The organism is Streptomyces novaecaesareae (genome assembly GCF_000716875.1).
In the GTDB taxonomy this organism is placed as follows: Bacteria; Actinomycetota; Actinomycetes; order Streptomycetales; family Streptomycetaceae; genus Kitasatospora; species Kitasatospora novaecaesareae.
The window spans coordinates 15,117-39,192 of sequence record NZ_JNWQ01000065.1; the positions used below are offsets into that span (position 1 = coordinate 15,117).

The window sequence follows — 24,076 nt, forward strand, 5'->3', positions numbered from 1 at the left end:
GGACGGACGGGACGGACGGGGCGGACGGGCCCGGTGTGATGTTGGCCGCCCGGCGGTCGGGCGGCTGCTACGGGCCGGTAACGTGAGCGCATGCCGATAACCCGCTCCCTCGTCTCCGCTGTTCGGGCCGGTGGTCGCCGCGCCGCCGGACGCCTCGTCCACCGGGGTTGGCGCTGGGTGCAGCGGACCGGCGCGGTCACCAACCAGAGCCCGGGCCCGTACCGGTTCGGCGAGCTGGGGGACGGCACGACCCTCGCCTTCCCGCTCGGGGCGGTGTTCAACGAGCAGTGGATCACCATCGGGCCGTTCTCGATCATCGGCGAGCGGGTCACCATCAGCGCCGGCTTCCTTCCCGGTCTGGACCTCGGGCCGGAGCCGATCGTGCGGATCGGCGGCGGCTGCGTGATCGGCCGGGACAGCCACATCGTCGGCCACCAGTCGATCGTGCTCGGCGACGACGTGTGGACCGGGCCCGGCGTCTACATCTCCGACCAGGCGCACGAGTACCGGGCCACTGACCTGCCGATCGGCAAGCAGTGGCCGCGCAACGAGCCGGTGGAGATCGGTGCGGGCAGCTGGATCGGCACCGGAGCGGTCATCCTGCCGGGGGCGCGGATCGGCCGCAACGTGGTGGTCGCGGCGGGTGCGGTGGTGCGCGGCGAGGTGCCCGACCACAGCGTGGTCGCCGGGGCACCGGCCAAGGTGGTCCGCCGCTGGACCGAGGAGGACGGCTGGCAGCCGCCGCTGCGCCACGACGCGCCCCAGCCGGTGCCGGACGGCGTGACGGCGGAGCAGCTGCGCGCCCTGGTCGGGTGGGACCTGCGGCTGCCGGGGGAGCAGGGCTGACGATCGTTCTGTCGGTCTGGGGCCTACTCCTGAGCTCAACTACCGTACGGGCGAGTCGTGTTCGGCCGTCCGTGCCGCGAGGGCGGCGGTGATCCGCAGGACGTCGGCGGGGTGCGTCGGGTCCAGACCGGTCAGGACGGCGATGCGGCGCAGCCGGTAGTCGACGGTGTTCGGGTGCAGGTGCAGGGCGCTCGCGGTGTGCCGGCGGTTGAGGCCGCCCGCCAGGTGGGTGCGCAGGGTGGTGAGCAACTCCCCGGTGTCGGCCAGGGGTTCGAGCAGGGCAGCGAGTCTGGCGCGGGCCCGGCTGGGGCGGGTGAGCTGGTACTCCAGCAGGACGTCGTCCAGCCGGTGCAGCCCGGGCGGGCGGCCGAACGCCCGGGCGACGTCCAGGACTTCGTAGGCGAGGGCGGCCGCGTCGGGCACGTCGGCTGGTGCGGCCTCGGCGGCTCCGGCGAGTACGGGCGCACCGGCGGCTCGGGCTGCCGCGGCGAGGGTGGCGGCGAGCTGCGGCCAGGTGGTCGCGCTGGTGGCGTCGTCGGATGAGCTCGGGGACGGCCCGAACGGGACGAGCACCAGTCCGCCCGAGGATGTCAGTGCGGTGAGCGCCGACTGCCGGGTGCGGTGGTCGAGTTCGGCGCCGAGCCGGCGGAGCTTGCGGCGGGCGGCGACGGCCGGGTCGACGTCGGGGGAGTGTTCGTCGGGGTGGTCGGCGACGGACAGGCAGAGCACGGCGTAGCCGGCGGGCAGTCGGAGCCCGGCCCGGGCGGCGGCCTCGTCGGCGGGGGTGCCTGCGAGCAGTGCGGTGAGCAGGGACTGCCGGGCCGCGTTGCGGCGGTCGGCGGCCGGGCGGCGCCCGTCCAGGTAGCCCGCGCCGGCGGTGGTGGTGGCCTGCCGGAGCTGGTCGAGCAGCAGCCGGTTGAGCACCAGCAGGTCGGCGGCGTCGCCGTCCTGGGCGTGCCGGGTGACGAACTCCCAGCAGACCTCCAGCCCGAGGTGGTGGGCGAGCAGGACGGCGTCCAGCGGCAGGCCCTCCTCGGCGCGGCGGGTGGCGGCCTCCCGGACGGCCGTGAACTCCTCGGCGGGGGCGGGGAGTCCGGTGCGGACGGTGTGGGCGAGGGCGCGGATCCGGCGCTCGGTGTCCCGGGTGAGCTCGCCGGTGAGTTGCTCGCGGGGCAGGCGGCGGTAGACCGGCACGCGGTCCAGCAGGGCGGTGACCACGGCTTCGGCCAACTCGCGGACGCCGCAGAGCAGGCGCTGGTCGGCCGGCAGTCCGCCGATCACCGGGATGCGCCAACCCGGCGCCTGGGCGGCGGCGTTCGGGGGCGGGCAGTGGGGTGCGTTGTGACCGGTCACAGAGAACACCGTCCAGGTCTGGGGGAACGCCCAAGGGCCGGGCCGGAGGGGCGACCGCATGATGGAGCCACTCGGGTTACCTGTTGGTAACAAACTTCCACTGTGGAGGCAACAGTTGAGAACCCCACTTCTCCGCTTCTCCGCAAGATCCTTGCGCCGTGGGCTCGGCAGCGCCCTCGGCGCGGCCGTGCTCGCGGGTTCGCTGCTGGCCGGTGCGGCGGCGGCGCCCGCGTACGCGGCCCCGGCGGTCGCCGCTGTCCCGGCCGGTGGCGCCTCCGTCTCCGCTGCCGTCTCCGCGGCCGAACTGCCGCCCGACGGTGACACGGTGGCCTCGCCGCCCGGCGCCAACGACTGGAACTGCCGGCCGACCGCCGCGCACCCCGACCCGGTCGTCCTGGTGCACGGCACCTTCGCCAACCGCTACGAGAACTGGCTGGCGCTGTCCCCGCTGCTGAAGAGCCTCGGGTACTGCGTCTTCGCGCTCGACTACGGGACCATCCCCGGCATCACCTCCACGGGCAGCGGCCTGCTGCTCCCGATCGGCGGCCTCGGCCCGGTGTCGGACTCGGCGGCCCAACTCGCCCGCTTCGTCGACCTGGTGCGCAACGCGACCGGCGCGGCCAAGGTCGACATCGTCGGGCACTCCCAGGGCGGCATGCTGCCGAACTACTACCTGAAGTTCCTCGGTGGCGCCTCCAAGGTCGGCAAGCTGGTCGGGCTGGCACCGTCCAACCACGGCACGACGCTCGACGGGATCGTCAACCTCGCACCGTACTTCCCGGGCGTCGCCGACCTGATCTACACCGTCTGCCAGGCCTGCCGGGACCAGGCGGTGGGCTCGGACTTCAACAGGACGATGGCCTCCCGGCCGGACACCGTGCCGGGGGTGAGCTACACGGTGATCTCGACGGTGTACGACGAGGTCGTCACCCCCTGGCGGACCCAGTTCCTGAACGGCCCGGGCGTCGACAACGTGGTGCTGCAGGACCACTGCCCGGTCTCGCTCGTCGAGCACGTGGCGATCGCGTTCTCGCCGACGGCGCTGCACCTGGTGACCAACGCCCTGGACCCGGCGCACGCCACACCGGTGCTCTGCGGCTGAGGCGGCGACGGCGCTCCCGCCCCTGGGTCGGGGGCGGGAGCGCCGTCGTTCGTCGGGGTGCGCAGGTGGGTCGGGCGTCCGGTGGGCCCCGCCTCAACGGGTCGGGCGGAACGTGATGGCGGCGGTGACGCCGTCCGGGCGCAGCCGGTGCGTGCCCGGTGCGGCGAGCAGGGCGGCGTCGTAGCGGGCGAGTTCGACGTCGCCGACGCCGACGACGTCGGCGCTGCTGCCGCCGCTGCCGCTGATGAGTGCCGAGCCGGCGAGGCAGACGAGGAGGGCGGTACCCCCGGCCGGGACCCCGATGTCGGCGGGTGCGGAGAGCAGGTCCACGGTGGCTTCGACCCGCCCGCGACGTGTCATCACGTTGAAGTCCACTACCGGGCCGCCCAGCAGCCGGCAGTCCGTCGTGGCGTCGCCGGAGAACGCGAACGGGCGGTACGGAGCGTCGACCAGCTGCTCGACGCCGTCGACGGTGAGCGCCATGCCGGTGCCCTCGACCAGGGTGATCACCCGGTCGATGCCGGGGAACGGGGAGAACGGCCCGGCCGAGGCCACGTCGGCCAGGCTGACCCGCCAGTCGAACTTCTCCAGCCCGGCTCCGGCCGGGAACCCGGCGATCTCCCGGGTCACCCCGCCCCCGTTGAGCCACGCCGTCGCAGGGCGCTCGCTCGCCCGCAGTACCTGGAAGGGTTCGCTGGTCGTCATGGCCCCGCATCCTGCCACTGCTGGTGCGTCCCGTCAGCGGGAGGGGCGGGGAGAACGGGTGGCAGCGTACAGATGACGGCGAACAGATGACGGATGACAGATAACAGATGCTGAAATCTGTCATCTGTCATCTGTAATCCGTCGCCAGTCGCCAGTCGCCATTCACCTGTTCCCCGGACGCCGCCCGACCGTCAACGGCAGGAGCGCCGCCGCAGTGGCGGCGACCGCGACCGTGGTCAGCGCGATCGGCAGTCCGGCCGCGTCGGCGAGGAAGCCGATCACCACCGGGCCGATCAGCATCCCGCCGTACCCGAGCGACGAGGCGAGCGCCACTCCCTGTGGGCCGCCGGCCGCACCGGCCTGGGCGATGGCGAGCGGGAAGAGGTTGGCCAACCCGAGGCCGACCAGGACGAACCCGCAGATCGCCAGCGGCACCACCGGCGCGAGCGCGGCGACCAGCATGCCCGCCGCGGCCGTCAGCCCGCCGAGCAGCATGAGCCGGTTCTGGCCGAGCCTGATGGACAGCCAGGTGCCGCCGACCCGCCCGGCGGCCATCGCGAAGGCGTACGCGCCGTAGCCGGTGGCGGCCACCGCGGCGCTCGCGTGGACGTCGTCGGTGAGGTGGAGGGTGGTCCAGTCGGCGATCGCGCCCTCGCCGTATGCGGTGCACAGCGCGGTGACGCCGAGCAGCAGCACCAGGAACCGGGTGTGCGGTCGGCCCGCACCCGCCGCACCCGCCGCCCCCGCCGCACCGTCCTCCGCGCTGCCGTCCGCCGTACCCGGCGTCCGGTCGGGCGCGACCAGCGGTGCCGCCGGACTGCGGAGCAGCACGACGCCCGCGCCGACGGTGACGGCCATGCCCAGCAGTCCGCTGAGCGCGAGTGCCCACGCGGTGCTCAACGGCCCGGCGAGCAGGCCGCTGACGCCCGTGCCGAGCAGGCCGCCGAAGCTGTACCCGGCGTGGAAGCTGGGCATGACGGGCCGTCGCAGCTGCGCCACGAGGTCGACGGCGGCGCTGTTCATCGCGACGTTGGCCCCGCCGTACCCGGCGCCGAAGAGCAGCAGCACACCGCCGAGCGCGGCGACCGAGTGGGCGTGTGCGGGCAGCAGGACGGCGAGGCTGAGCAGGGCGAGTGAGCCGACGGTCACCGGCCGCGAGCCGTAACGCAGGCAGAGCCGTCCGACCATGGGCATGGTGATGACGGCGCCGATCGACAGGCAGAGCAGGGCGAGTCCGAGCGCGCTGTGCGAGGCGCTGACCTGGCTGCGGACGTCCGGGATGCGGACGACCCAGGCCGCGAAGAGGAAGCCGTCGACGGCGAAGAACGCGGTGAGCGCGAGACGTGCGGGACCCCAGGGGCTGTCGGTCACCGGGGGTGTGCTGCGAGACTGGGGGGAGGAGTGGTCCGGTCTGGGCTGGGAACGGATTTTGTTTCGAAGCGACACAAAGTCACAATAGGTGCGTGCAGCTCTCACCATCAAGCCCGCGACCCGGCACCGGGAACGAACCCGACGCGCCGCGCGACGGCCACCGTCGCGCGGCCCCCGACCGCGGTCGGACGCTGCTCGGCCCCGCGCTCTCGCTGATCCACACCGGCCAGGCGCCGACCCGTTCGGCACTCACCCGCGCGCTGGACGTGACCAGGGCCACCGCCGGTGCGGTCACCGCCGAGCTGGAGGCGCTCGGCCTGATCACCGTCGACTCGCGCCCGGCCGGCGGCGGCCGCGGCCGCCCCTCGCACCGGCTGGCGATCGACCCGCAGGGCCCGGTCGTGGTCGCCGGGCAGATCCACGCCGACGGGCTGAGCGTCACCCTGGCCTGCCTCGGCGGGCTGCTCGACCCGCCCGTCCACCTGCCGCTGCCCGCCGCCACCGATCCGGTCCGGATGCTGCGCGCCGTCGCCGAGGCGGGCGCCGCGCTCGCCCGCGAGACCGACCGCCGCTGCCTGGGCGCCGCGCTCGCGTTGCCCAACCCGGTCACCGAACCGGACGGCGCCGCGCTCGCCGCGCTGCACTTCGCCTGGCCCAGCGGCACCCCGGTCGCCGACCTGTACGACGTCGAGGTCGGCCGCGCCGACCACGGCCCGAAGGCGCTGCGCCCGCTGCCCACCGCGATCGCCAACGACGCCAACCTCGCCGCGCTCGCCGAGTACCGGCATGGCGCCGGGCGCGGCGCCCGCCACCTGCTCTTCGTCACCTCCGGCCACCGCGGCGTCGGTGGCGCGCTGGTCATCGACGGCCACCTGCACACCGGCAGCGCGGGCCTCGCGCTGGAGGTCGGCCACCTCGCCGTCGACCCGCAGGGCCGCCCCTGCATGTGCGGCAACCGAGGCTGCCTCAACTCCGAGACCGACCCCGACGCGCTGTTCGCCGCCGCAGGGCTCACCCCGGAGCCGGGGCGTCCGCTGCTCGACCAGGCCCGCGAGCTCTGCCGGGCAGCCGCCACGGACGACCGGGCGCGGGCGGCGGTGGAACACGTCATCGACCGGCTAGGGCTCGGGCTGGCCGGCGTGGCCAACATCCTCAACCCCGACCGGGTGGTCCTCAGCGGGCTGCACCTCGACCTGCTGGAGGCCGCGCCCGAGCGGCTGCGCACGGTGGTCGCCGAGCGCAGCCTGTGGGGACGCAGCGGCCGGGTGCCGATCGTCGGCGCGGAGCTGGCGCACGGCGCGCTCGCCGGTGCGGCCGAACTGGGTTGGGGGCCGTACCTGGCGGATCCGCAGTCGGTGCCGGTCTAGGAACGCCCCTTCGGGCAAAACTTGCTCCCTGTGGCTGGCCGGGCGCCGACAAGGCGCCGACAAGGCGCCGACGAGCCGACAAGGCGTCAGCAAGGCGCCGATCAGGAGTCAGTCAGGCGCCGATAGCCAGGCGCCAATACGGCGCCGATAAGCGGAACCTGGGTCTTCGAAAAATGTCACTTATCGTGATCGTCATACACTCGTAGTGAGCAATGGGGGGCCACCACGAGGGAGACAGCGACCATGAGCACCCAGCCCGGCATCGAGCGCGGCCCCCGGTCCGGCATCGAGCCGACCGTCGACGTCGACCGCTCCGATGCGGAGTACCGCGCTTGGCTCAAGGAGGCGGTGCGCAAGGTCCAGGCCGACGCCAACCGCTCCGCCGACACCCACCTGCTGCGCTTCCCGCTGCCGACCGAGTGGGGGATCGACCTGTACCTCAAGGACGAGTCCACCCACCCGACCGGCTCGCTCAAGCACCGGCTGGCCCGCTCGCTCTTCCTCTACGGGCTCTGCAACGGCTGGATCCGCCCCGGCAAGCCGGTGATCGAGGCCTCCAGCGGCTCCACCGCCGTCTCGGAGGCCTACTTCGCCCAGCTCATCGGCGTGCCCTTCATCGCCGTCATGGCCAAGAGCACCAGCCAGGCCAAGATCGACCTGATCGAGTTCCACGGCGGCGAGTGCCACCTGGTCGAGCGCTCGGACGAGGTGTACGAGGCCTCCGCCCGGCTCGCCGAGGAGACCGGCGGGCACTACATGGACCAGTTCACCTACGCCGAGCGGGCCACCGACTGGCGCGGCAACAACAACATCGCCGAGTCGGTCTTCGCCCAGCTGCGCCTGGAGCCGCACCCCGAGCCGGCCTGGATCGTCGCCACCGCCGGGACCGGCGGCACCTCGGCGACCATCGCCCGCTTCGTGCACTACATGCAGTTCGACACCCGGATCTGTGTCGCGGACCCGGAGAACTCCTGCTTCTTCGACGGCTGGGTGCGCCACGACCCGGACGCAGTCTGCGAGAGCGGCTCGCGGATCGAGGGCATCGGACGGCCCCGGATGGAGCCGAGCTTCGTCCCCGGCGCGATCGACCGGATGATGAAGGTGCCGGACGCCGCCTCGATCGCCGCCGTCCGGGTGCTGGAGCAGGTGCTCGGCAAGAAGGCCGGCGCCTCCACCGGCACCGGCCTCTGGAGCGCGCTGCGGATCGTCGCCGAGATGCGGGCGGCCGGGCGGACGGGCAGCGTGGTCGGGCTCATCTGCGACCCGGGTGACCGCTACCTGGACAAGTACTACTCGGACGACTGGCTGGCCGGCGAGCGGATCGACATCGCGCCCTACCGGGTCGCGCTGGAGTCCTTCCTCGCCGGCGGCCCCTGGACGGGCTGACCCGACAGGTAGCAGATAACAGCTGACACGTGACAGACTCTGAAATCTGTCAGCTGTTATCTGTTCGCCGTCAGCCGTCAGCCGTCAGAAGTACGCTCACGCCCGCCTCAACGGCCGGGCGCGACCGCCGAGTTCCCCGGAAACCGCCCTACGGCAACCGCCCCCCACAAGGGTGCTACGGCAGCGGCACCGTCGGCAGGTCGGTCGGGACGAGCAGCTGGAGTTCCTCGGTGGACGGGTCGGCGAGGTGGGCGACCCGTACGGCGTGCCGCTCGACCATGCTCTCGAAGACCTGTCGGGCGGTGCGCCCGTTGCCGAAGTTGGGGCCGCGCTCCAGGCCTCCGAAGTGTTCGAGCAGCGCCCGCTCGGCTTCCTCCGAGAGCGCGTACTCGTGCTCCGCGCACTGGGCCCGGGCGATCTCCAGCAGCTCGTCCGCCGTGTAGTCGGGGAAGCTGATGGTGCGTGAGAAACGGGAGGAGACACCGGGGTTGGCGGAGAGGAAGCGCTCCATCTCGGCGGTGTAGCCGGCCACGATGACGACCACTTCGTCCCGGTGGTCCTCCATCAGCTTGACCAGGGTGTCGATCGCCTCGCGTCCGAAGTCCCGAGCGCCGTCCTCCGGGGCGAGCGCGTACGCCTCGTCGATGAAGAGCACCCCGCCGCGGGCCCGGTCGAAGGCGGCCGCGGTGCGGATCGCGGTCGAGCCGATGTGCTCGCCGACCAGGTCGACCCGGGCCACCTCGACCAGGTGGCCGCGCTGGAGCACCCCGAGCGAGGCGAGGATCTCGCCGTAGAGCCGGGCGACGGTGGTCTTGCCGGTACCGGGGGCGCCGGTGAAGACCAGGTGGCGGCGCAGCGAGGGTGCCTTGAGCCCGGCCTGGCGGCGGCGCCGGCCGACCGAGATCAGGTCGATCAGGGTGCGCACCTCCTGCTTCACCGTGGCCAGCCCGACCAGCGAGTCCAGCTCGGCGAGCGCCTCATCGGCGGGCCGGCAGTCCGGGATCGGCGCGATCGCCGCCGAGGCTACCGCGGAGGGTGTCAACGCCTTTGCCGCGGCGGTCAGTTGGGAGGCCCGGGGTGCCGGAAGGTCCGCAGCGCCGTACGAAGTCCCCGGCCCCGAACCCAGCCCCGAACCAAGTCCAGAACCAAGCCCCGGGCCCAGCCCGGACCCGCGCCCCGCCCCACCGCCCGGCCCCGCCCCGCCGCCCGGAACGGCCGACAGCGGCGGCGCCCCCACGTCGTCCGAGGTGCACCCCTCCGCGATCGGCCCCGGCTCGGAGAACTCGAACCCGGCCCGTTCGTTCTGCTCCGCCCGGCACCGGGTGAGCTGCGTCCGGCAGCCGTCGATGATGTGGAAGCCGAAGCCTTTGCCGTGCGAGACCCGGCAGTCCTCGAAGGTGCCCCGCCCCTGCGCCGAGACGTACACCCCGGCGTCCGTACTGGCCCGGACGGTGCAGTCGCGCAGCACCGGATCGGCGCCCTTGGTGACGATCACCCCGGTCGCGACGTCGGAGATCTCGCAGTCGGTGAGCTGCCCGCCGCTGCCGTGGTCGCGGAACCAGAGTCCCGTCCCGGCCTCCTGCACCCGGCAGGAGGCCAGCGAGACGGTGGCCCCGCCGCTGACCGAGACCGCCGAGCTGCGGATCCGGCTGAACGAGCAGCCTTCGGCGGTGGCGGCGGAGTCCCGGTCGAGGACGAACAGGGCGTCCGGCAGGTCGTGCAGCGAGCAGTCGGTGAGGGTGAGCCGGGCGCCGTCGCTGACCCACAGCGCCGGGTACTCGCCGGTGGAGCCGTGGATCTGGCAGGCCTCCGCGACGGCCTCGGTGCCCTGGTCCCAGACCGACAGGGCCCCGCGCCCGAAGTCCCGGACGGTGGTGTGCGCGAGGCTGAGCCGGGCGCGCCCGCGCAGGTCGGCGCCGTTCTCCGGCAGGTCGTGCACCCGGCAGCCGGTGAGTACCAGTTCGGCCGCGCCGTCCAGGGTCAGGCCGTTGCCGGTGACCCGGTGGATCTCGCAGTCGACCAGCCGCCCGCCCGCCTGTGACTCGGCCTGCACGCCGCTGCCGCGGATCTCGTAGATCTCGCAGTCGGTCAACTCGGCCGCGCTGCCGGGGTCGGAGAGCAGCACGCCGGCGCCGGAGGCGTGGTGGATGCGGCAGCGGTCCAGTGCGGCGGTGGCGCCGCCGAGGACGGCGAGCCCGGCCTGTCCGGCGGCGGCGACCTCGCAGTCCTCGAAGGCGGCGGCGGTGCCCTCGCCGCGCAGCCGCAGCCCGAGCCCGCCCGGGTTGGCGACCACGCAGCCGCGCAGGGTCGGTCGGGCGCCGGCGGTGACCTCGATCCCGGTGGCCGAGTGGGTCTCGATCCGGCAGCCGCTGAGCGCCGGCGTGGCCTGTGCGCCGGTGACCAGGACGGCCGGGGAGGAGGTGTCGCCGCCCTCCACGACCAGGTCGCGGACGGTCGCGGCGGCGGTGACGGTGATCGCCACCCCGGACGGTGGCTCGATTCGTACGGTGCCCGGGCCGTGGGCCGCGACGATCGTCACCGGCTTGTCCAGCAGCAGGTTCTCCCGGAAGGTGCCGGGCCGGACGGTCACGGTGTCGCCCGGTTCGGCGGCCGCCAGGGCCTCGGCGAGCGTGTCGTAGTCGCCTGCGCGGCGACGCCAGCGGGATGCGCTGTCCTGGGTGACCCGGACCCTGTGCTCAGCCATGACGGTCTGTCGTCCCCACCTTCGTCGAGCCGGCGATCAACGGGCCGAATGCGCGGGGGTGCGCGGGCCGTCCGCCCACCGTAGCGCGCCCACGTGGGTGGTCCGGCCGCCCTCCGTCGCGCGGACACCGGTAGCGCTCACCGCGGCCACACGTTCCGACCACTTGTTTCAACGAGCACGCACAGCGGTGGTTCCGTCCGGGGACGGCGGGCTCGGGACCGGCCTTCGGGCGGGAGCCGAGGACGCACGCCGGACCCTGCCGTGTTGCACCCGGCTCGCGGCGTGCGCCCTTCGGCATCCGGCACGCGCCCAGCGCCCTTCGGCGCACAGCACGCGCTCAGCGCCCGTCGGCCGGCCAGTGCGCCCCGTCCTCCAGCACCTCGACCTCGTCGCCCAGGTGCAGCGTGCCGAGCACCTCGCCCTCGACGCCGGCCGGCCGCTCGGGGATCAGGTTCTGCCCGAACGCGGCCTTGCGCAGCAGCCGGTGGTGCCGGGCCAGGGTGCGCAGCGGCTCCTTGCCGCGCCGCTCTCCGGTCTCCTGGTCGGTGGTGGTGATGACGCAGCGGCCGCAGGGCTTGACCACCTTGAAGGTCAGCCCGCCGATCCGGATCCGGCGCCAGCCGTCCTCGGCCCAGGGTGCGGCGCCGGCGACCACCACGTTGGGGCGGAAGCGCTCCATGGGCAGGGTCTCGTGATCCTCCGGGTGCTCGGCGGCGATCAGCTCGTTGAGCCGGTCGAGCGAGGCGGTGGTGGTGAGCAGCAGCGGGAAGCCGTCGGCCATCGAGACGGTGTCGCCGGGCTTGCCGTAGCCGGGCTCGACGGGCCGGGCGCGCGGGTCGTCCAGGTGCACCAGGCGGTAGTCGCCGAGGTGTTCGGTGATCCACTCGTGCGCGTCCTTGGCGGCTTCGGCGGCGTGGAAGTGGTCGCCCCAGACCTCGACCTCGACGAGTGGGGCGCCCGCCGCGACGGCGGGGGCGGGGATCTCGATCCGGGATCCGTCGGGGGCGGTCAGTGCGAGCGATCCGTCGGGCAGGAGCTCGGGCCGGATCTGTCCGAGGGCGGTGTTCTCGCGCTGGCTGACGAAGCGTCCGGTCGGGTCGGCGAGCATCCAGCGGCGGTCTCCGGCCAGGCCCCAGGGTTGGACCTCGGCGGTGTCCGGGCTCAGGCGGTACATGGACTTGACGGGGTAGACGTGGAGTCCGGTGAGCTGCATTCCCCCATCCTGCCAGCCGGGTTCCGGGGGCTCGCACCGCCCCCGCACTGCCCCCGTACGCGCACGGACCGCCCGGGACGCCGTGGGGGGCGTTCCGGGCGGTCCGTGGATGACCCGTTTCTCCGTTCGCCCGGCGTTCAGGGGGCGCCGGGTGGTGCTCAGGTGGTGCGGGTGTGGGCCGGGTGGGGGACGGCCTCGGGGAGCCGGTGGTTCAGTAGCCCTGGCCCTGGGGCTGGTAGCCGCCGTTCTGGAACTGTCCGGGCTCGCCGTACGGGCCCGGGCGCTGCGGCTGCATCGGGCGGACCGGTGCGACCGGCGCCATGGCCGGGCGCAGCTGGGCGCCGCCGAAGGACTGGTCGCCGCCCTGGCCCTGGAAGCCGGGGCCGCCCGCGTTCGGACCGCCGAAGGACTGCGGGGCGCCGAAGCCCTGCGGTCCGCCGGGCTGGCCCTGGCCGAATCCGGCCGGGCCGCCGGCCGGCTGCGCGCCGAAGTTCTGCTGGCCGGCCTGGCCGCCGATGAAGGTGTTCTGGCCGCCGAAGCTCTGGCCGCCGCTCGGCTGGTAGCCGCCGCTGGCGGTCTGGGTGAAGGTCGGGGCGCCGGGCTGCGGTCGCTGGTACGGCTGGGGGGCGCCGTAGCCGGGGACCGTCGGCTGGGGGGCGGCGTACGCCGGGGCGGGCTGCGCCGGGATGTACGCCGTGGCGGGGCCGGCGGAGGGGCCGCTGCTCGGGCCGGGGCCCAGGGCGAGGCGGGCGGGCGGCAGCGCGGGGAGGTTGCTGCCGGCGCTCTCGTACCCGTTGCCGTACCGGTTCTCGTAGGAGGGGGCGAGATTTGATCCGTAGCCGGACGACAGTGCCGGCGGCAGGGCGGCCGGCACGTTGATCGGCGCGATCTGGGGGACACCGCGCTCAGCCACGAGGCTGTCGTAAATCGGCGTGCCGGAGGAGAAGGACGGAGAGGGGTAGCCGACTCCGTCGTAGGAGCGGGGCGAGGTCATGGGGCATACGGTAAGCCCACAATGCGCCTGCTGAGGAGAGCGGGAGGGGGAGCAGTTCGAGTGTTTACACAGTCTTCGCTCGCACAAAGGTTTCGAAAGTAGGAAGAACGGACATATCAACGTCCTGTTCCGGACAACCTTGGCGCCCCGTCGGTGATCGAACAGCGGCCGGACGGCGCGGCCGGAAGGCCTTGCGGTGACCAGCCGGTGGATGGTTGCGGGCCTGGTGGAGAAACTTTTGCGGACAGGGCGTGCGCCGGCGCATTCGAGCCCCCGCCGAGGGTGCGGCGAGGGCTCGTGAATGTTTCGGGAATAAAAGTCCCGTCAGCGCGTGATCAGCTCGTCGTCAGTGCTCCAGTGCTCCAGTGCTCCAGTGCTCAGGGCTCAGTGCTCAGTGCGACTGCAACGCCTGGGCCTGGGCGGGCAGGCCCGGCTTGACGACCTCCGAGGTGCAGAAGGAGCAGCGGGTCGCGGCGGCCGGGATCGAGCTCAGGCACTCCGGGCAGTCCACCTTCGCGACCGGCGCGGGCTTGGCCGATTCGAAGCGCGACTGCAGCTTGCCGACCGGCAGCACGACGGCGAAGTAGATCACCGCGGCGGTCAGGACGAAGCCGATCACCGCGTTGACGAAGAGCCCGTACGGGAACCGGGTGCCGGCCACCTCGAAGGTCTTCTGGGTGAAGTCGCCGACGGCGCCGGATGCGACCCCGACCAGCGGGGTGAGGAAGGCGCTGACGAACCCGGTGACGACGGCGGTGAAGGCCGCGCCGATCACGATGCCGACCGCGAGGTCCACCACGTTGCCGCGCAGCAGGAAGCTGCGGAATCCCTTGAACACCGGGCGACTCCAAATCCGTACGGGGAAGGGGGAGATGAGGCAGCCCTGCGGCGCCCCGGCCGGACATCCTGCCGAGCAGTCCGGGCCGAGGTCCAACCGCGTTCACCCGAACCGCGTAACCGCCTCGGGGCCTCCCGGTGCCGGGCCGGGCGGTGCGCGGGCGCTCCGCGTACCGGCCTATCGGCGGCCACGGCTCCGCGCAACTCGCCCAGGCGTTATCGGACTTGACCCGGCCGACGCCGGCTGGAACAGGGCCGCCGCGAGGCCGCCGTGAGGGCCGATGCGGAGGCGTAGCGGAGGTGGTGCGGCGCGACGGGGGGGTGAGACGGGGCGCACGGCGGTCGCAGCCGGCGCACGACGGCGGGTCTCTGGCGCACATCGGATGTACGGGCGCGGGCGGACGGGCCACCACCAGGTTGCGCGAAGGGGCTGTACCGGGCGGAGCGCTGTGCCAAGGTCGGTCCATGTCCGACCATATGTCGGCCGATCCGGCCGGAACCCGTCCGCGAGTCCTGCACCTGATCAGTGATTCACGCCGTGGTGGCGCCCAGAACTTCGCCCGTGACCTCCACCGGGAACTGGGCCGCCGGGGCCAGTCCTCCGCGCTGTGCGCGCTCGCCCCGCACCCGGCCGTCCACGCCGGTACCGCGGTGGCCGAGCCGGGCGACTGTTCCGATGCCCCCGCTCTGCTGCGCACCGCCGCCGTCCTCGGCCCCGGCCGCCTGCGCCCGAGCACCCTGCGGTCACTGCGCTCCGCCGCGCGCGCCGCCGACGTGGTGCTCGCCCACGGCTCCGACACCCTGGCCGCCTGCGCCCTCGCCCTGGCCGGTACCCGCACCCCCTTCGTCTACGTCTCCGTCGGCCACCCCCGCTACTGGACCGCCAGCCGGGTGCGACGGGTGCGCGGTGGTGCGCTGATGCACCGCGCCGCCGCCGTCACCACGCTCACCGAGGAGGCGCGGGCCGTCCTCCAGGAGCAGTTCGGGCTGCCCGACGGCAAGGTGCACGTGATCCCCAACTCCCGTGCCGCGGAGAGCTATCCGCCCGCCGACGGCCGGGACGACCGGCGCGCCGCCCGGCACGAGCTGGGCCTGCCGGCGGACGTCCTGCTGGTCGCCTGGATCGGTGCGATAGCGCCCGAGAAGCGGCTCGACCTCGCCCTGGACGTACTCGACCGCCTACCTGACGTCCGGCTCGCCGTCGCCGGGGACGGCCCGCTGCGCGAGACGCTGGCCCGCCACCCGGCGGCCGCCCGCGCCCACTTCCTCGGCCCCCTGCCGGACCCGGCCCCGCTCTACCGCGCCGCCGACGCGCTGCTGCTCACCAGCGACAGCGAGGGTGTGCCCGGTGCACTGATCGAGGCGGCCCTGGCCGGGGTGCCGGCCGTCGCCACCGACGTCGGCTGGGTGCGTGAGGTGGTCCGGGACGGCGCCACCGGCGCGCTCGTCGCCCCGGGGGACCCGCTGGCCCTCGCCGAGGCCCTGGGCAAGGTGCTGGGGGTCAACCGTGCCGGCCTCGGCGCCGCGGCCCGGGCGCATGCGCTGGAGCACTTCGAACTGGGCGCGGTGGTGGACGCCTGGCAGAGCCTGGTGGCCCAGGTGTGGACGGCAGGTCCGGCAGGTCCGGCAGGTCCATCGCCGACGGGCTGGCCGGCCGACGGGTCGACCGGCTGACGGCGGGCGTCAACCGCGGAGGCCCTGCTGCGCCGTTCGGGCGAATCCGGGCCCGCCGCCGCCCACCGACTCGCCGGTAACGAACCGCCGCCAGCACACTTCCCGGTGTGAACTCGAAGTCGCTGCTGCGGTCCACCGTCCTGCTCGCCGTCGCCGTCGGGATCGCCGCGTCCCCCGTCCAGGCCGGCGCGCTGACCAGCCACCAACCTCCGTTCGAGGGCGCCAAGTTCGTCAAGCTCGATCATCCGCAACCGGTGCGCGAGAGCACCCGGACCGAGGCGATCGAGTTCTTCTGGTACGACTGCAGCCACTCCCAGGCGCTCGAACAGCCTTTGCAGGGCTGGGCCGAGAAGCACCGCGCCGACGTGGTGCTGCGCCGCGTCCCGGCGATCTGGCCGGGCAGCCCGGACGCGACCGCGCAGCGCGGCCACGCGCGGATGTACTACACGCTGGAGCGCCTCGGCCTGTTCGACCGCCTGCAGACCAGCGTCTTCCGTGCCGTCCACACCGACAAGCTCGACCTCACCACCGAGGCCGCCGCCACCGATTGGGCCGCCCGCCACGGCGTCGACGCCCAGCTCTTCGGCCGGGCCTACCGTTCCGCCGAGGTGCGTCAGTCCGTCGACGACGCCGCCGCCGCGTTCGTCCGCTACGGCATCAACGAGCTGCCGACGGTCATCGTCCAGGGCGAGTACCGGACTTCGCCGACCAAGGCGGGCGGTGTCGAGGCGATGCCGGAGGTGCTCGACTACCTGGTGCAGCAGGAGCAGCTGAAGAAGGACTGAACCACACCGCCACGATGACGATGGGTCAGCTCACTCACGGGCATGCTCCACCCGGCCTTGCCTAACCAGTTCAATGCTGTTTAATGGTTAGCATGAGCGAGCTGACGATCCCACACGTCCACCACCGCTACGCCGACGTCAACGGTCTGCGCATCTTCTACCGCGAGACCGGCCCGGCCGACGCCCCCGTCCTCCTGCTGCTGCACGGCTTCCCCTCCGCCTCGCACCAGTACGCCCGGTTGCTCGACGCGCTCGGCACCCGCTACCGCCTGATAGCCCCCGACTACCCGGGCTTCGGCCGCAGCGACAGCCCCGCACCCGACGGCTTCACGTACCGCTTCGACACCCTCGCCGACGTGATCGAGGGCTTCTGCCTCACCCTCGGCCTCGACCGCTTCGCGCTCTACGTCTTCGACTTCGGCGCCCCCGTCGGCCTGCGACTGGCCACCCGCCACCCGGAGTGGATCACCGGCCTGGTGGTCCAGAACGGCAACGCCTACGAGGAGGGACTCTCCGACCAGGCAAGGGAGTTCATCGCCAACCGGCGCGGTGTCCCGGGCGCGGAGGAGGCCGCCCGCTCAATCCTCACCCTGGACGTCACCCGCAGCCAGTACGAGGGCGGCACCGGCGACCCGAGCCTGGTCGCCCCCGACGGCTGGACGCTCGACCAGCACTTCCTCGACCTGCCCGGCCGCAAGGACATCCAGGTCGAACTCGCCCTCGACTACTTCTCCAACGTCGAGCTCTACCCCGCCTGGCAGGCCTGGCTGCGCGCCGACCAGCCGCCCACGCTGGTCCTCTGGGGACGGAACGACCCGTTCTTCACCGAGGCCGGCGCCCGCGCCTACCTGCGCGACCTGCCCGAGGCCGAGCTGCACGTGTTCGACACCGGGCACTTCGCGCTGGAGGAGAAGCTCCCCGAAATCGCGCCGCTGATCGACGACTTCCTCGCACGTACGCAGAAGTAGTCGGCTCTCCAACGGCGTTCGAGGGTGTCAGAGTTCAACGACCTTCCGCCCCAGCGGAATTCAGCGGCGTTCAGTCGCGGCGCAGCAGGTACGTGACGAAGCCGAGCGTCCCCCGGTAGCCGTGCAGCCACTCCGTGCGGTGCCGGTCCGCGGCCTCCCGGGCGGCCGCCGCGTCCGGGTGGCCCGGGTGGTCCAGCGCCCACTCGGCCAGCGAGCCCGTCCAGGAGAACTCGTAGTCGTCCCACTCCTGTTCCGTGCTGACGTGCCCGAGGACCGGTGTCCAGCCGTCCGCGACGACCCGGTCGGTGGTCTCCGCCAGATCCGCCAGCTCGTCCCGGGTGGCGCCCAGCCCGTCCAGCGCCGCCCGGGAGGGCTCGCGCTGCCAGAAGCCCTCGCCGACCAGCAACCGGCCGCCCGGGGCGAGGAGTTCGCGGGCCGCGGCGAGCGTCGGCACCAGCCCGCCGAAGGCGTGGGTGGAACCGACGCACAGCACCAGGCCGAACGGCTCCTTCGCGGTGAACTCCCGTGCGTCCAGGTGGTGCAGGCCGATCCGGCGCTCTACCCCGAGCGCCGTCGCGGTCTCCCGGGCCCGGGTCAGCGCCGCGGCGTCCAGATCCACTCCGACCGCCTGCCAGCGCGGCTGCGCGGCCAGCACCCGGAGCAGCCAGGCGCCCTCGCCGCAGCCGAGGTCCAGCGCCCGGCCCTCCTCCGCCCGGCCCTCCTCCGCCCGGGCCGTCGCGCGGCCCAGCAGGCGGGCCACCGAGTCGTCCGCCAGCGGGGCCGCGACCGGGTGGTGGGCATGGGCGAGGCGGGAGATCTGCTGACGGTCCATCCGAGCAGTATGGATCGGACCGGCCCGCCGCGCCGGGGAATTCCCGGGTTCGCGGGGCGCCGGGCGGCTTGCCGGCGTCACGCCCGCGAGTAGGTCCGGCCCTTCCACGCCGCGCCCCGGCCATGCCAGTGCTGCACCGCCGAGTCGACCGTCATCAGCAGGTACATCCCCGCCGTGAACGGCAGCAGCAGCACAGCCGGAGCCGGCTGCCCGTAGTACCGGACCATCGGCAGGTACGTGCCCGCCATCAGCGCCCACGCCGCCGCGCCCGCCGCCGCCACCGCGGGCGCCCCTGCCACCAGCCCGGCGACCGTCGCCACCGGCGGCACCAGGTACACCAGCGCCAGCCCCAGCACCGTCCCGAGCAGCAGCAGCGGCGAGTGCCTGAGCTGGGCGTACGCGCTGCGCGACACCATCCGCCACAACTGGTCCAGCCGCGCGTACGGGCGGACGCTGTCCACGTCGTCGGCCAGGCCCAGCCAGGTCCGCCCGCCGATGGACTTCACCGCCCGGGCCAGCGACACGTCGTCGATCACCGCGCCCCGGATCGCCGCCACCCCGCCCGCCCGCTCCAGTGCCTCGCGCCGCACCAGCGAGCAGCCGCCCGCCGCGGCCGCCGTCCGGGCACCAGGGCGGTTGCTCCAGCGGAACGGGTACAGCTGGGCGAAGAAGTACACGAAAGCCGGCACGATCAGCCGCTCCCAGCCGGTGGCCACCCGCAGCCGGGCCATCTGCGACACCAGGTCCAGGCCGTTGGCCTCGGCCGCGGCCACCAGCTCGGCGAGCGAGTCCGGGCCGTGCGCGATGTCCGCGTCCGTCAGCAGCAGGTACTCCACGTCCGGACCGGCCAGCTCCACCCCGTGCCGCAGCGCCCACAGCTTGCCCGTCCAGCCGGGCGGCAGCGGGGGAGGACTGGTCACGGTCAGCTCCAGCCCGTCCATCGCCCGCAGCTCCGCCGCCAGCGCACCGGTGCCGTCCGAGCTGTGGTCGTCCACCAGGATCACCCGCGCCCGGCCCGGGTACTTCTGCCCCAGCAGCGTCGGCAGGCTCACCGGCAGCACCGCCGCCTCGTCCCGGGCCGGCACCACGATCGCGGCCTGCGGCCAGCGGACCGGCGGGCGACGCGGCGGCAGCCGGACGTCGGTGCGCCAGAACAAGCCGTGGCAGCACGCCAGCCAGAGCCACACCAGCAGGGAGAACGCGGCGATCCACAGCAGGACGGTCACCCCGGCAGTCTGCCGCAGAACCGGGCCGGACGGGCGGATCGACTAAAGTCTTGAGCCGTGAAGATCGCACTGATGGACTCCGGAATCGGCCTGCTGGCCGCCGCCGCCGCCCTTCGGAAGCTGCGCCCGGACGCCGACCTGGTGCTCTCCTCCGACCCGGCCTCCATGCCGTGGGGGCCGCGTACCCCCGAAGAGGTCACCGAGCTGGCCCTCGGCTGCTGCCGGGCCGCCGCCGCGCTCGAACCCGACGTGCTGGTGGTCGCCTGCAACACGGCCTCCGTCCACGCGCTCGCCGCCCTCCGCAGCGAGCTGGAGCCCGGGCTGCCGGTCATCGGCACCGTCCCGGCCATCAAGCCCGCCGCCGCACAGGGCGGCCGGGTCGCCATCTGGGCGACCCCGGCCACCACCGGAAGCGCCTACCAGCGCGGGCTGATCCGCGACTTCGGCGGGACGGCGGACGTCACCGAGGTCGCCTGCCCGGGCCTCGCGGACGCCATCGAGCACGGCGACGACGACGCCATCACGGCCACGATCGCCGATGCCGCGGCCCGTACGCCCGCCGGTACCGACGTCATCGTGCTCGGCTGCACCCACTACGAGCTCGTCGCCGACCGCATCCGCGCCGCCGTCGCCCCGACCGCCTCCCCGGCGCTCACCCTGCACGGCTCCGCCGACGCCGTCGCCGCCCAGGCCCTGCGCCGCGTCGCCGACCCCAGCCGCACCGGGACGGGCACGCTCACCGTCCTCCACGCCGGCGCCCCCGCCGAACTCCCCCTGGCCGCCGCCCTCTACCCGCAGGGCAACGCCCTGGCCACCCTCATCGGCTGATCCCCGACGCCCCGGCGGGCCCCGCCGCATTGAATCCGGACATCATCATCCGGAATTCCGGCCACCCCTGATTTCCGGGGCAGGCCCGCCACTGACTCTTCATGGAAAGTCGGCCTCCTCGACTTCCCGCGTTGACCCGTGCCGTGCGGGGAGCCCGAGGCTCATTCCGGACCGGCGCTTGGAAAGTCGGCCGGATCGACTTCTCGCGCAGAAGTCGGTGCGCCGAGCCTGCCGCCTGCCCCGCCGTTGGAAGCGAGGAGCGGGCTGTACGAGAAGTCGGCCGGGCCGACTTTCCGTGCGCTGTCTACTCGCGTAGACCCCCTGGGGTGCCCGCTGTTGCGGCGTAAGAAGTCGGCCAGGTCGACTTCTCGTGCTGCTGCCGCCGGGCGCCCCACCTCCGGGGCGAGGCGGTGTCGGCGGGTTGGGCGGTTGGAGGGTTTCCGCACGGGAAGTCGGTCGAGCCGACTTCCTGTGCTCAAAGGGGTTCGGGCGGAATCGGCTTTCGGGGTCGTTGTTCGTTGCCGATCTCGTGCCGGAGAGGCAGGGCGAGTGTCCACGGGGCACGCGCGGGAAGTCGGGCGGGCCGACTTCCCGCGCGTGCGGGTCAGGCGACGGCTTGGCGGCGCCAGCGGCGGTAGGCGGGTTCGAGGCCGGAGAGGATGGTGTCGAAGCGGCGGGTGGTGGTCGTGGAGTCGACCTGGAGGCGGCTGATCTGGAGGGGGTGGCAGGGGAGGCGGGGGCCGAGGCGGTGGTCGGAGAGGAAGCCGAGTCGGTAGCCGAGTTCCTGCAGGACGGTTTCAGCGCGGGCGTCGTGGCCGCCGTCCGGGTAGGCGAAGGCGATCGGGGGTTCGCCCAGCCAGCGGGTGAGGGCCTCGTGAGCGCCGGTGATCTCGGTGCGGACGGTGTCGTCGTCGCAGCGCCCGAGGCACGGGTGCCCCTGGGTGTGGTTGCCGATGGCGACGCCTCCGTCCCGCAGGGAGAGGAGGTCGGCGGGGGTGAGCTGCTCCTGGCGGGGCGGCCTGCGGTCGGCGCTGACCCGCAGTTCGTGCAGGCTGCGTCGGCGGTCCGGGTCGGGCATCGCCTTGAGCCGGCGGAGCAGCTGGGACGGGTGTCCGCAGTCGAGCGAGCGGGCCCGGCCCCCGTGCCGGGCGAGGAAATCGGCCTCGTGCCACCAGAACGGCCGTTCGGTGCCGATGAGCTCCGAGATGACGAAGGCGGTGGCCGGAATGCCACGGGCGTCGAGGGCGGGCAGGGCGTGGGTGAGGACGCTCCGGTCGGCGTCGTCGAAGGTGACCAGGACGCTCCGGGGCGGCAGCGGCCGCTGCTCGGTCACGGCCTGGAGGACGGCGCCGAGCGAGACCGGGGTGGCCAGTCGCTGGAGCCGGTCGAGCTGGGCGCCGAACGACCGGTGGTCGGTCACCCCGTGGTAGGCGAGCACGGCGAGGCGCTGGGCGGCCCGGGCCCGGAACAGCGGCTGGACGGGGGCGAACCGCAGCCATTCGCCCCGAGCGTCCTGCTGTTCCGCCTCGCCGGACGGGCGGTGACGGCCCCCGCCGTACCGGCTCGTGTCGTGTCGGCTCGTGTCGTGTCGACTTGCGTCGTACCGGCTCCCGTCATGCCGGTACGCCGCGTACCCGGCGGGCGGCGGCAAGGCGCGCACGCCGGGTACGGGCCTGGCGCGGGCGGTGGAGATCGATGGTGCGGACTGGGACTGCGGCACGGTTCCCCCTCGTTCGCCGAGCGGCGTGGCGGTACCGCCGGAGGACGGAGCCCGGCCTCCGACTCCAGGGAGCGGCGGCTCCGTCCCTGGATTTTCCTGTTCTCGGTGGGGGATTCACACCCGTCCCTCGAACGGCTCCTGGATCACTCAATGCCATTGAGACCGTTGCACCACGGCGATGGTTGTACCGGGGGGACGAGGATTTTTCGTGGACTGATTGTGGAGCCGGAATGCGCATCCGGGGGTCTTCGAGTGACCCTTGACCGGCCCCGATCAGCCGATTGCACAGGGTGGCCGAATCCTCACTCCCTGCGGGCTGCCTCCCGCGTCGGCCCGGGGTACCTTGGGCTCATGGCAGATGCGGACCGTGACCCCTTCCACTTGCACGGGGCCTCCCGGATGGCTCGCGCGTGCAGTGGCGGAGCCTTGGTAACCCACCAGCTCCCGCTCGCCGCGGTGGGCCTGGCCTGCCTGGCTGCGGGCATCGTCGTCGCCGTGATCGTCCCTGACAGTGACGGTCCGGCCTGGGCGATGGCGGTGGCCGGCTGCCTGGCGGCGGGCGTCCTGCTGCTCGGCCGGATCGCCTTCGGCCGCTTCCGCGATCGGCGCCGCGCCGCGCTCTAGCGGGGAGCGGGCCGTCGGAGAGCCGGAGGGGCGCAGACGCCCCGAAGACCTCTGGCGCATCGTGCGCATCGGGCGTACCGGATGCCCCGGGCGGCGAGTGGCAACCTTATGTCGATCGCGTTCGGCATTTCGAAACGGCAGATCGAGCGAAATTGGTCAGACCGACCGAATATCGGCCTGTCGGACAATCTTGAGCGCCCTTCTTTCGCCATTCCGGGGCGGCGGCTTCATCGCGCCTCTACCGTGAATGCGTTCTTCCGGCTCCAAGCGCCGTGGAGGGGGAGCGATGGGCCGTAGACCGGATATCGCCGTGTCCGCCTCATGAAACGCGGTGGCGACCTCTCCGTCGCCGCCCTGGCCGCGATCGTCGCGCTGCCGCTGGCACTGCTGATCGCCGTCCTGCTGCGCTGCACCACCGGCGGCCCGGTGCTCGAACGGCAGACCCGGACCGGGCGGCACGGCCGCGAGTTCCGGATCCTGCGCTTCCGGACCGGCCCGGAGGCACCCGGCTAGGCTGCGCGGCATGGCCATTCCCCCCTTCCTCGCCGAACTCCGCTCCCTCGTGGGCAACCGTCCGCTCTGGTTGAGCGCCGTCGTCGCCGTCGTGCTGGACGACCACGACCGGGTGCTGCTCGCCCGTCGGGTCGACGACGGCCGGTGGGCGCCGGTCGGCGGCATCCTCGACCCCGGTGAGCAGCCCGCCGACGGCGTGGTGCGCGAATGCCTGGAGGAGACCGGCGTGGTGGTCGTGCCCGAGCTGCTCGCCTCGGTGACCGTCTCGCCGCAGGTGACCTACCCGAACGGCGATGTGACGCAGTACCTGGTGCTGACCTTCCGCTGCCGCGCGGTCGGTGGCGAGGCGCGGGTGAACGACGACGAGTCGCTGGAGGTCGGCTGGTTCGCGCTGGACGAGCTGCCGCCGATGATCGAGACCGAGCACGAGCGGCTGCGGCACGCGATGGAGTGCGAGGGCCCGGCCGTCTTCACCTGGGAGGGCAAGGAGCACCCCTGACCGGCCCCGCTCCTGACCGGAACGCCTCCGGCCTCCGTCAGCCCTTGTGCTGCCGGTAGGCCTCCTCCGCCGCGTCCAGCACCGCCGCCAGGTCGCCGCCCGCCGTCGCGGTGGCGGCGGCCGCCACCGCGCCCTCGACGAAGGGGGCGTTGGCGAACCGGACCGGGAACGGCAGGCCGTGCTCGTCGGCGTCGGACAGCAGGGCGCGGACGGTGGTGACGGCGCCGCCGAGGTCGGCCAGCACCACCACGCCGTGGCCCTCGTCCACCCGGCGGGTCGCGGCGGCCACCAGCACGGCGCTGATGCCGGGCCCGTCCGACGGGTCCCCGCCGGTCGCGGCGACCGGGGAGGGGGAGTCGGATCCGGTCAATGCGAGCGCCAGGGAGCGTACGGCGGTGGCCAGTTCCTGGCTGTGCGAGACCAGGACGATCCCGACCCGGCCGTGCGCGGCGGGCCGGGCGGGGGTCGGCCGGGGCAGCGGTGTGCGCGAGGGGCTGTCTCTTATACACATCTGACGCTGCCGACGAGC

The 24,076-nt window shown here is 73.6% G+C and carries 22 protein-coding genes; 11 read left to right on the forward strand and 11 right to left on the reverse strand.

The features are described from left to right. The first annotated feature begins 90 nt into the window (after window positions 1-90). Complete coding sequence (locus OP86_RS23260) at window positions 91-846, forward strand: acyltransferase (protein WP_030259663.1); 756 nt, start codon at window positions 91-93, stop codon at window positions 844-846. A gap of 39 nt (window positions 847-885) precedes the next feature. Here OP86_RS23260 and OP86_RS23265 read toward each other — a convergent pair whose 3' ends face one another. Next, window positions 886-2,199: a PucR family transcriptional regulator gene (locus tag OP86_RS23265; protein ID WP_030059025.1), complete on the reverse strand. Its 1,314-nt coding sequence runs from the start codon at window positions 2,197-2,199 to the stop codon at window positions 886-888. A gap of 151 nt (window positions 2,200-2,350) precedes the next feature. Between OP86_RS23265 and OP86_RS23270 the strand changes: the two genes are divergently transcribed. Continuing rightward, complete coding sequence (locus OP86_RS23270; protein WP_418952641.1) at window positions 2,351-3,301, forward strand: esterase/lipase family protein; 951 nt, start codon at window positions 2,351-2,353, stop codon at window positions 3,299-3,301. A 93-nt stretch (window positions 3,302-3,394) separates the two neighbouring features. Here the strand turns inward: OP86_RS23270 and OP86_RS23275 are convergent, their stop codons facing one another. Both OP86_RS23275 and OP86_RS23280 read right to left on the reverse strand, forming a co-directional pair. After that, window positions 3,395-4,006 carry a HutD/Ves family protein gene (locus OP86_RS23275; protein ID WP_033333023.1) on the reverse strand — a complete coding sequence of 204 codons (612 nt, stop codon included), beginning with the start codon at window positions 4,004-4,006 and terminating at the stop codon, window positions 3,395-3,397. 162 nt (window positions 4,007-4,168) lie between these two features. Then, window positions 4,169-5,377 carry an MFS transporter gene (locus OP86_RS23280; RefSeq protein ID WP_033333025.1) on the reverse strand — a complete coding sequence of 403 codons (1,209 nt, stop codon included), beginning with the start codon at window positions 5,375-5,377 and terminating at the stop codon, window positions 4,169-4,171. A 191-nt stretch (window positions 5,378-5,568) separates the two neighbouring features. On the opposite strand from OP86_RS23280, the gene OP86_RS23285 reads away from it, so the two are divergent. Together OP86_RS23285 and OP86_RS23290 are read left to right on the forward strand one after the other, a co-directional pair. Next, window positions 5,569-6,744 (forward strand): ROK family protein, encoded by a 1,176-nt coding sequence (locus OP86_RS23285; protein ID WP_033333033.1) that lies wholly within the window; start codon window positions 5,569-5,571, stop codon window positions 6,742-6,744. 243 nt (window positions 6,745-6,987) lie between these two features. Beyond that, entirely contained in the window at window positions 6,988-8,130 is a 1,143-nt protein-coding gene (locus OP86_RS23290) for a PLP-dependent cysteine synthase family protein (RefSeq protein WP_030259648.1), read from the forward strand. A gap of 175 nt (window positions 8,131-8,305) precedes the next feature. On the opposite strand, the gene OP86_RS23295 is transcribed toward OP86_RS23290, so the two are convergent. The 4 genes from OP86_RS23295 to mscL all read right to left on the reverse strand — a co-directional run bounded on the left by OP86_RS23295 (window position 8,306) and on the right by mscL (window position 13,879). Further along, window positions 8,306-10,834: a right-handed parallel beta-helix repeat-containing protein gene (locus OP86_RS23295; protein WP_030059013.1), complete on the reverse strand. Its 2,529-nt coding sequence runs from the start codon at window positions 10,832-10,834 to the stop codon at window positions 8,306-8,308. A gap of 337 nt (window positions 10,835-11,171) precedes the next feature. Continuing rightward, the gene (locus OP86_RS23300) at window positions 11,172-12,047 is read right to left on the reverse strand and encodes an MOSC domain-containing protein (protein WP_030059011.1); all 876 of its coding nucleotides are present in this window, start codon (window positions 12,045-12,047) and stop codon (window positions 11,172-11,174) included. Window positions 12,048-12,258: 211 nt separating this feature from the next. Beyond that, window positions 12,259-13,041, reverse strand: a complete 783-nt coding sequence (locus OP86_RS39245) for a DUF6643 family protein (RefSeq protein WP_051830459.1) — start codon at window positions 13,039-13,041, stop codon at window positions 12,259-12,261. 391 nt (window positions 13,042-13,432) lie between these two features. Next, on the reverse strand, window positions 13,433-13,879 hold the full coding sequence (mscL, locus tag OP86_RS23310; RefSeq protein WP_030059009.1) for a large conductance mechanosensitive channel protein MscL: 447 nt from the start codon (window positions 13,877-13,879) through the stop codon (window positions 13,433-13,435). Window positions 13,880-14,343: 464 nt separating this feature from the next. Here mscL and OP86_RS33820 point away from each other — a divergent pair, with 464 nt between their 5' ends. The 3 genes from OP86_RS33820 to OP86_RS23325 all read left to right on the forward strand — a co-directional run bounded on the left by OP86_RS33820 (window position 14,344) and on the right by OP86_RS23325 (window position 17,305). Further along, window positions 14,344-15,552 (forward strand): glycosyltransferase family 4 protein, encoded by a 1,209-nt coding sequence (locus tag OP86_RS33820; protein WP_078589244.1) that lies wholly within the window; start codon window positions 14,344-14,346, stop codon window positions 15,550-15,552. A 107-nt stretch (window positions 15,553-15,659) separates the two neighbouring features. Beyond that, window positions 15,660-16,337, forward strand: a complete 678-nt coding sequence (locus tag OP86_RS23320) for a thiol:disulfide interchange protein DsbA/DsbL (RefSeq protein ID WP_030059005.1) — start codon at window positions 15,660-15,662, stop codon at window positions 16,335-16,337. 92 nt (window positions 16,338-16,429) lie between these two features. Further along, window positions 16,430-17,305, forward strand: coding sequence for an alpha/beta fold hydrolase (locus tag OP86_RS23325; protein ID WP_030059003.1), 876 nt, complete (start codon window positions 16,430-16,432; stop codon window positions 17,303-17,305). 70 nt (window positions 17,306-17,375) lie between these two features. On the opposite strand, the gene OP86_RS23330 is transcribed toward OP86_RS23325, so the two are convergent. Together OP86_RS23330 and OP86_RS23335 are read right to left on the reverse strand one after the other, a co-directional pair. Next, window positions 17,376-18,137: an SAM-dependent methyltransferase gene (locus tag OP86_RS23330; RefSeq protein ID WP_030059001.1), complete on the reverse strand. Its 762-nt coding sequence runs from the start codon at window positions 18,135-18,137 to the stop codon at window positions 17,376-17,378. A gap of 77 nt (window positions 18,138-18,214) precedes the next feature. After that, window positions 18,215-19,354, reverse strand: a complete 1,140-nt coding sequence (locus OP86_RS23335) for a glycosyltransferase (RefSeq protein WP_030259643.1) — start codon at window positions 19,352-19,354, stop codon at window positions 18,215-18,217. 66 nt (window positions 19,355-19,420) lie between these two features. Here OP86_RS23335 and OP86_RS23340 point away from each other — a divergent pair, with 66 nt between their 5' ends. Next, window positions 19,421-20,191 carry a glutamate racemase gene (locus tag OP86_RS23340; protein ID WP_030058998.1) on the forward strand — a complete coding sequence of 257 codons (771 nt, stop codon included), beginning with the start codon at window positions 19,421-19,423 and terminating at the stop codon, window positions 20,189-20,191. 604 nt (window positions 20,192-20,795) lie between these two features. On the opposite strand, the gene OP86_RS23345 is transcribed toward OP86_RS23340, so the two are convergent. Further along, window positions 20,796-21,911 carry a polysaccharide deacetylase family protein gene (locus OP86_RS23345; protein ID WP_234435050.1) on the reverse strand — a complete coding sequence of 372 codons (1,116 nt, stop codon included), beginning with the start codon at window positions 21,909-21,911 and terminating at the stop codon, window positions 20,796-20,798. A 426-nt stretch (window positions 21,912-22,337) separates the two neighbouring features. Here OP86_RS23345 and OP86_RS36850 point away from each other — a divergent pair, with 426 nt between their 5' ends. The 3 genes from OP86_RS36850 to OP86_RS23355 all read left to right on the forward strand — a co-directional run bounded on the left by OP86_RS36850 (window position 22,338) and on the right by OP86_RS23355 (window position 23,547). Further along, window positions 22,338-22,535 (forward strand): hypothetical protein, encoded by a 198-nt coding sequence (locus OP86_RS36850; protein ID WP_157849821.1) that lies wholly within the window; start codon window positions 22,338-22,340, stop codon window positions 22,533-22,535. A 321-nt stretch (window positions 22,536-22,856) separates the two neighbouring features. Then, window positions 22,857-23,048 carry a sugar transferase gene (locus OP86_RS23350; RefSeq protein ID WP_030058993.1) on the forward strand — a complete coding sequence of 64 codons (192 nt, stop codon included), beginning with the start codon at window positions 22,857-22,859 and terminating at the stop codon, window positions 23,046-23,048. 10 nt (window positions 23,049-23,058) lie between these two features. Then, window positions 23,059-23,547, forward strand: coding sequence for an NUDIX hydrolase (locus tag OP86_RS23355; protein ID WP_030058992.1), 489 nt, complete (start codon window positions 23,059-23,061; stop codon window positions 23,545-23,547). Window positions 23,548-23,584: 37 nt separating this feature from the next. On the opposite strand, the gene OP86_RS23360 is transcribed toward OP86_RS23355, so the two are convergent. Continuing rightward, window positions 23,585-24,076 (reverse strand): PTS-dependent dihydroxyacetone kinase phosphotransferase subunit DhaM (locus OP86_RS23360; RefSeq protein WP_342447792.1); only part of this gene is annotated, 492 nt, incomplete at its 5' end.